The sequence below is a fragment of the Myxococcus llanfairpwllgwyngyllgogerychwyrndrobwllllantysiliogogogochensis genome, assembly GCF_006636215.1.
GTDB classification, from domain to species: domain Bacteria; phylum Myxococcota; class Myxococcia; order Myxococcales; family Myxococcaceae; genus Myxococcus; species Myxococcus llanfairpwllgwyngyllgogerychwyrndrobwllllantysiliogogogochensis.
Window position 1 is genome coordinate 52693 of sequence record NZ_VIFM01000041.1, and the last position, 6667, is coordinate 59359.

Sequence of the window (6667 nt, forward strand, 5' to 3'; positions counted from 1 at the left end):
CGGGAGCGACCCGTCAGTCGCTCGCGTTCAGGTTCGTCGTCGCTCGCAGGGAGGTTCCCGTCATGACGGCCTTTGACCGATACCGCGCACTGCTGCGCAAGTTCGAGAGTGTGCGTGCGCGAAATCCACAGGGTGGTTCGCCCGAGGAGGATGCCTTGTTGGACGACCTGGACGATGTCTGGTCGGAGATGAGTGAAGGCGAGCGCGCCGCCGCATCCCCCGAGCGCGACCGGGCCCTGGGGCTCTCGGATTCGCAAGACTCCGCGTCTCCACCTCCGGGCTGAGGCGCTTCTATTTACGGGCCGTGGGGAGAGGCGTTCCCCGCGGCCCGTGTTCGTCGGAGCGCGGGACAGGTGAAGCCCTCCGAGCCCTCATCCGGGAGCGCAGCACCGCGCGCGTGTAGTCCACCACCGAGGCGAGCGACAGCACGGCGATGAGCGCGACGAGCGGGCGCACGGCGGGGGGAAACAGCAGCACGCACAAGAGCGTCACCAGTTGCAGCGAGGTGACCACCTTGCCGAGCATCCGCGCCTTGAGCTCCACCCGTCGCAGCTTCGGCACCAGTCGGGTGACGATGAAGCCCACCGCGGTGCCGATGTCCCGTACGAGCAACAACAGGACCTCCGGCAGGGCGATGAGGCCGTCGAGGTAGCAGACGAGGATGGCCGTCACCATGAAGGCGCGGTCGGCCACCGGGTCGATGAGCGCGCCCAGTCGCGTGGCCAGGCCCTTGTGTCGCGCAATCCAGCCGTCGAGGAAGTCGGAGAAGGCCGCCAGCACGACGAGCGCCGCGCGCACCTTCGCGTCGGACTCGACGATGAAGGCCACCGCCATGGGGAGACGGGACAGGGACAGGATGTTGAGCAGCACGAGGCTCGCCTGGCGGCGCATCTTCGTTCAAAGGTAGTGCACGAGCGTCATCACGCACCTGCCGGGGAGGAGGAGGTGTCGTCGAGTCGTCGGTCATCGCCCGGCGGAGAGCAGGCGACCTCACGCGCGTGCGCATTCCACGAAACGCGAGGCTGCGAGGGAACCTTCGAGCGGCGAGAATCCTCCCATCCGGAGCGCCGCTCCCCACCTGCCTGGAGTCTCCCGTCGTGACCGCATCCGAGTGTCCGCCCCTCTCCCCGTCCTCTCCACTTCGCACCGGGGCGGCGTGGCTCGCCCGGGCCTGTCTGGTGGCGCTGTTGTGGCCAGCAGCCTCGGGGGCCAGCCCGCTGGCGCCGCGCCTGCGGGGCACGGTGCTCGCGACGGCGGCTTCACGGGCCCCCGAGCAGTCCACCGCCTCCGCCGAGCCCCGCGTCCCCACGCGCGAGGAGCTGGCGCGCTACGGCTGGCTGGCGAAGGACGCCCAGGTCCGTCCACTGGAGCTCGCCATCCCCGCGCCGGAGGGCTACACGCGCGTGACGTTGGAGACGGGCTCGTTCGGCGCGTGGCTGCGCGGCCTGCCCCTGCGCGCGCGGGGCACGCCGGTGCTGCACTTCCGGGGCGGAGAGGTGTTGCCCGGCGACGATGCTCGACTGGCGGCGGTGGCGGAGCTGGACATCGGCTCGGCCAATCTCCAGCAGTGCGCGGACTCCATCATCCGGCTGCATGCGGAGTGGCAGTGGTCCAGTCAGCAACGGGAGCGCATCGCCTATCGCTTCACCAGCGGACACCTGGCCTCGTGGCCGAAGTACGCGGCGGGAGACCGGGCGCGCATCGCGGGCTCCAAGGTGACGTGGGCGAGGAGCGCGGCGGCGGACAGCTCTCGCGCGGCGTTCCGTTCCTACCTGGACCTGGTCTTCACCTACGCGGGCACGCTGTCACTGGAGAGCGCCAAGGGGCGTCCCGTGCGAGACGAGCTGCGTGGCGGGGACTTCTTCGTGCTGGGCGGCAGCCCGGGGCACACGGTGCTGGTGCTGGACGTGGCGGCCGACGCGGGGGGCCGCCGCGTGGCGCTCCTGGGGCAAGGGTTCATGCCCGCTCAGGACTTCCATGTCCTCTCCTCGGGAAATGACTCCGTGGGGCCCTGGTTCCCGCTCGATGCCGACGCGGTGAGCACGCCCTTCTGGAAGCCCTTCCCGTGGACGTCGCTGCGTCGCTTCCCGTGAGGCGTGTCGTCGACCTGTCGTTCTCCGCGGGGCCCCCATCCCGACGGTGACTGACAGCGGCCAACGCCTCGCTCGCCAGGGCGATGCGTGCGTCGTCACGAGGCTACGAGTGCAGCGGCATCCTCACACCCGAAGCCGGAGTCGGCGTCGGCGTGGCGGCGGGCAGGGCCTCCGCGACGGTGGCGGGCTTGCGCGTCAGGTACTTCACCAGGCTGTTGTGCTTGCCCAGGTACGTGTCGAAGCGGTTCACCCCGTCCTCGAGCATGCCCGCCTTGTCCAACTCCTCGTGCATGACGGGCAGGTTGTAGAAGGGCACGGACGGGAAGGCGTGGTGCGTGAGGTGGTAGTTGCAGTTGAGCGGCGCCACGAAGAAGTTCTCCAGCAGCGTGCCCTTCACGTCGCGCGTCTCGCGCGTCTCGTCGCCCTTGATTTCGGCGTCCAGCGGGTGCTCGCCCAGCGCACGCATCCGGAAGAAGGCCATCATCACCGTCGTCGTCGGCAGCACCCACAACAGCAGCCAGTGCAGCCACGCGCCCGTCATCACCAGCGTGGTGAGCAGCGCGGCGACGTAGATGACGTAGCGCACGTGCTCGGCGGCGGAGACCTTGGGCTTCGCGCCGCCCAGGAGCCGGCCCCAGTACGTCCACGGCAACACCACCTTGAGGTGGTTGGGCGCGTACAGGCCCAGCGCGTCGCCCATGAACACCGCCGCGGCGCGCATCGGCGTGCGCGGGAAGTGCCAGGACGGGTCCTGCTGCATGGAGGCCCAGTACGGGTCCTTCGCCGTGTTGACGTGGCGGTGGTGCTCCATGTGCTGGTGCCGGTAGCCCGCCGTCGTCATGTTCAGCGGGAAGGCGCACAGGAAGTCCGCCACCACGTCACCCACCTTCCGGTTCGACAGGAAGTGGTAGTGCGCCGCCTCGTGCATCAGCGCGAGCATCGCGTGCTGACGCGTGGCGATGACCAGGGCCGCGATGGGCCAGGCCCACCACCGGTCCACCCACACAACCGCGGCAAACGCCGCGACAATGACGAGCCATTGCGTGCCGAGCGCCCACAGCGCCCTCACGTTGCTCACACGGGACATCTCCCGGGTCATTTTCGCCAGCGCCTGCCGATCGACGCGCCGCGCGAACTGCACATCCGCTTCGTCTATGACCTCGGCGTACATGGGGGGCTCCTTCGTCTTTACGAGCAAGCAGGGTATTCCAGGACTCTTTCTCGCAAGAACGGCCAGTATGGCAAGAAATTTCTCTCTGTAACGTACGCACGCCCGTTTCAAACAGCCAAGTGAAGTCCGCCGAAACCCCATGAGGGTCGACAGTGACTCCGACTCTGGCCGGAAGCCGGGTGCGAGTGGACCGCTTGTGGGAGGCACGGGTCCACTGAAGTCAGAGCCCAGACATGCGCCGGGCCCTGGAGACCGATGAAGGTCCGCAGGGCCCGGCTCATGACATGGATGGGGAGGCGCGGGAAGCGCCGATTTCCCGAGGGCGGTGGCTACGGGACAGCCGCGGACGGCGTCCACTCCACCTTCAGGTGCCGCATCTGGCGCAGGACGATGCTCTGCCAGGTGCCGTGGTCCTGGTTGGGGACCATGCGTGGGTCTTCCAGTGCGTCCAGGAGGACGTTGGTGGTGATTTGCGCCTGGAGCCGGGCCAGGGGCGCGCCCAGGCAGAAGTGCGTGCCACGGCCGTAGGTGAGGTGCTGGGGCGGCTTCTCGCGGTCCACGTCGAGTTTGTTCGAGTGGGGGCAGAGCGATTCGTCCCGGCTGGCGGCGGCGTACAGCATGAGGAGCCGTGAGCCCTTGGGCAGTTGGACGCCGCCGACCTCCACGTCCTCCAGGGCGGTGCGAATCATCGCGTGCTGGACGGAGTCGTAGCGGCAGCCCTCCTCGATGAACTTCGGGACGAGCTCGCGGTTGTCCCGCAGGCGCTTCCAGAGGCCGTGCTCCAGGGCGAGCTTCCAGGTGTTGGACATCATCGCCGTGGTGGACTCGTGGCCGGCGGACAGCATGGACGCGCCAATGGCCATCACCAGCTCGTGCAGCGTGAGCGCCTCGCCGTCGGCCTCGATTTCCACCAGGTAGCTGATGAGGTCTTCCTGGGGTGCCTTGCGCCGCTCCTCGATGAGCTGGATGCAGTAGCGCTGGAACTCAATCACGCCGCGAGCCATCTCCGGCTGCTTCTCCGGCGGGACGTGCTCGAAGGTGAGCTGCTGCCAGTCCGCGCTCCAGCGTTTTATCTTCCAGACATCCTCCTGCGGCACGCCCATGACGCCGAGGATGACGTGGGCGGGCAGCGGATAGGCCAGCTGCTCCACCAGGTCCGCGTGACCTTCCTGCGCGAAGCGGCCCACCAGCTGGCGCGCCATCTTCTCGATGAAGGGCGCCATGCCGGAGATGCGCTGCGCGGTGAAGCCCCGGTTCATCAGCCGTCGCAGGCGGGTGTGCTCCGGCGGGTCCATGCCCAGCAGCACGTGGGCGATGGGAAAGCCCTGCGCGAGGATGCCCTTCGCCTCCTCCGTGAGGTGGGTGCCGCTCACCAGCATGTCCCGGTTGGAGAAGCGCGACGTGTCCTTGAGCACCTGGAGGATGTCGTCGTTCCGACTCACCAGCCACATGCCCAGCATCGGGCTGAAGCTGACCGGCTCTTCCTTGCGCAGCTTCTCGAAGAAGGGGTGGGGGTTGTCGACGTGCGGCCCCGCGAAGGGGTTGTACTGCGCCCCCAGGTGAGGGCATCGCGAGGCGGGGGCGTGGGCCGGAACACCGGTCTCTTCCTGCTTCTGAACCGTTACGGGCATGGCGTCACTCGTCAGTTCGAGCGCGGGCCCCCCCAGCTCACCGCTCGGACAAAGGATGGTTGAGGCATGGGGCACAGCCGGCTTCCGGAGCCCTGACTTGGAATACCGGGCGCGATGGGGGCTCCAGAATGACCGCCTATACCTCAATTTCCCGGGTTTATGCCAGTATGGTGCGATTTTTTTAGTGAAACTGGTCTCTTGTGACACCACGAAGGTTCAGTATTTGTAGAACACGTCTGATTCCGGAGGGTTGCCCGGACGCGCGGACGTCGCATCGGCTTGGATTGTGAGAAATCCGGCAGGCACCAGGGGTACGGGGAGCGCGTCCTCGGAGAGGAAACAGCGCTCAACCCGGTTACAGGCGCGAGCTGGGCCCGGGGGGGCGGCGGGGCCCCGGACAGGGGCCACCGCGAAGGTTGAAGCAGACGACGGAAAAGGCGGACCGGGTGCGCTCAGCCGCTCTTGCGGAGGTTGGCGCGGCGCTGCTGTTCCACCCAGGCGTGGGCCTCGGCCATCGTCTTGACGAACTCCGTCTTGAACTCCGACTTGCCCGTCAGGAACATGCCCAGCGAGATGACCTTGCCAAAGGTCTGCTGGACCATGTCCGCGCCGACGTAGACGCAGCCCTTGAACCACTCCGCCTTGCTGTTGTCGGACAGGTACCGGCGGGCTTCCGCCTGGAGCTGCGAGTTGCCGATATCGGCAATCATGTAATAGCCACCGCTCTTGGCGACCTGGCCGTAGATTTCAACGGCCCGCTTCATGTCCTCCAGATTCAGCATGCCGCTGAACACGGCCACCACCAGGTCCGGGGCCTCGTGGCGAATCTGGTGGGCACCGAACTTCCATTCCTGTTGCTGCATGGGCGCTCCCTTGGGCTGACGACACAAGCATACCGCCCGTGGCAACAGGGAGCGAGAATCCAGTCTTCCCTCCCAAACCAGGACTTTCGGAGGGGGCCTGGGTCTGGAAGGAGACAGCGGGGGTGTCAGACTTCACACAGCCCGTGAAGCGAGACTCAGCCGGCCTTTCGCTGGGAGCGAGCGCGGTTCTGCTGGACCCAGGCGCGGGCGTCGTCGAGCGTCTTGACGAAGGTGGTCTCGAAGCTGGACTTGCCGGTGAAGAGCATGGCGAGGGAGATGGCCTTGCCGAAGGTCTGCTGGACGATGTCGGCGCCGACGTAGACGCAGCCCTTGAACCACTCGGAGCGGTTGTTCTCGGACAGGTAGCGGCGGCCGGCGGCCTCAATCTGGGAGCGGCCGATTTCCGCGAGGATGTAGTAGGGGCCGAGGACGGTGAAGACCTCCTTGTAGATTTCGGAGGTGCGCTTCACGTCGTCCATCGTGATGGGGCCCTCGAAGGTCGCCACCGCGATGTCTGGCGGCTCGATGCGAACCCGATGCGCGCCGTACTTCCACTCCCGAGCCTTCTCCACCATGTCATCCCCCACCCAGAGGTCCAGTCTGTCGGAAGGATAACGCCCGTTCCCGGGGTGAAGGCAAACGGACGCCCTGGGTTTGGTCCCTGGAGTTCCAGAGGGGCGTTTTTCTCCAAATGGGCACGAATTACCCGACGTGGGGCCTCCGAGGTGCTCGTGGGGGTGTTGGGGTGAGAACCGTGGGTCGTCGGAGTGGGTTGACGGTGGCGTGGAGGGTTGGAGACATGCCGGGCACCCATGGTCCGCTCGTTCTTCGTCGTGCTCGTGTTGGGTGTCGCGGTGCTGTCGGCGGGGTGCCGGCGGGGCGGCTCGGGCTCGGACGAAGGGCGTGATG

The 6667-nt window shown here is 67.2% G+C and carries 7 protein-coding genes; 2 read left to right on the top strand and 5 right to left on the bottom strand.

Features of this window, described 5'->3' with window-relative positions:
* The first annotated feature begins 62 nt into the window (after nucleotides 1-62).
* Nucleotides 63-284, top strand: a complete 222-nt coding sequence (locus tag FJV41_RS13125) for a hypothetical protein (protein WP_141642801.1) — start codon at nucleotides 63-65, stop codon at nucleotides 282-284.
* 7 nt (nucleotides 285-291) lie between these two features.
* Here FJV41_RS13125 and FJV41_RS13130 read toward each other — a convergent pair whose 3' ends face one another.
* Complete coding sequence (locus FJV41_RS13130) at nucleotides 292-891, bottom strand: CDP-alcohol phosphatidyltransferase family protein (protein ID WP_141642802.1); 600 nt, start codon at nucleotides 889-891, stop codon at nucleotides 292-294.
* 206 nt (nucleotides 892-1097) lie between these two features.
* On the opposite strand from FJV41_RS13130, the gene FJV41_RS13135 reads away from it, so the two are divergent.
* Nucleotides 1098-2093, top strand: coding sequence for a DUF4846 domain-containing protein (locus FJV41_RS13135; RefSeq protein WP_141642803.1), 996 nt, complete (start codon nucleotides 1098-1100; stop codon nucleotides 2091-2093).
* Between the two features lie 103 nt (nucleotides 2094-2196).
* Here the strand turns inward: FJV41_RS13135 and FJV41_RS13140 are convergent, their stop codons facing one another.
* The 4 genes from FJV41_RS13140 to FJV41_RS13155 form a co-directional block, all read right to left on the bottom strand.
* The gene (locus FJV41_RS13140) at nucleotides 2197-3264 is read right to left on the bottom strand and encodes a fatty acid desaturase family protein (RefSeq protein ID WP_141642804.1); all 1068 of its coding nucleotides are present in this window, start codon (nucleotides 3262-3264) and stop codon (nucleotides 2197-2199) included.
* A gap of 329 nt (nucleotides 3265-3593) precedes the next feature.
* Nucleotides 3594-4895 carry a cytochrome P450 gene (locus FJV41_RS13145; protein ID WP_141642805.1) on the bottom strand — a complete coding sequence of 434 codons (1302 nt, stop codon included), beginning with the start codon at nucleotides 4893-4895 and terminating at the stop codon, nucleotides 3594-3596.
* A 452-nt stretch (nucleotides 4896-5347) separates the two neighbouring features.
* Entirely contained in the window at nucleotides 5348-5758 is a 411-nt protein-coding gene (locus tag FJV41_RS13150) for an STAS/SEC14 domain-containing protein (RefSeq protein ID WP_141642806.1), read from the bottom strand.
* A 155-nt stretch (nucleotides 5759-5913) separates the two neighbouring features.
* Nucleotides 5914-6333: a SpoIIAA family protein gene (locus FJV41_RS13155; protein WP_141642807.1), complete on the bottom strand. Its 420-nt coding sequence runs from the start codon at nucleotides 6331-6333 to the stop codon at nucleotides 5914-5916.
* Nucleotides 6334-6667: the final 334 nt, after the last annotated feature.

Coding starts and splice junctions, on each gene's coding strand:
- FJV41_RS13130 (WP_141642802.1), bottom strand. CDS start 891: ATGCGCCGCCAGGCGAGCCTCGTGCTGCTCAACATCCTGTCCCTGTCC.
- FJV41_RS13150 (WP_141642806.1), bottom strand. CDS start 5,758: ATGCAGCAACAGGAATGGAAGTTCGGTGCCCACCAGATTCGCCACGAG.
- FJV41_RS13155 (WP_141642807.1), bottom strand. CDS start 6,333: ATGGTGGAGAAGGCTCGGGAGTGGAAGTACGGCGCGCATCGGGTTCGC.
- FJV41_RS13140 (WP_141642804.1), bottom strand. CDS start 3,264: ATGTACGCCGAGGTCATAGACGAAGCGGATGTGCAGTTCGCGCGGCGC.
- FJV41_RS13145 (WP_141642805.1), bottom strand. CDS start 4,895: ATGCCCGTAACGGTTCAGAAGCAGGAAGAGACCGGTGTTCCGGCCCAC.
- FJV41_RS13125 (WP_141642801.1), top strand. CDS start 63: ATGACGGCCTTTGACCGATACCGCGCACTGCTGCGCAAGTTCGAGAGT.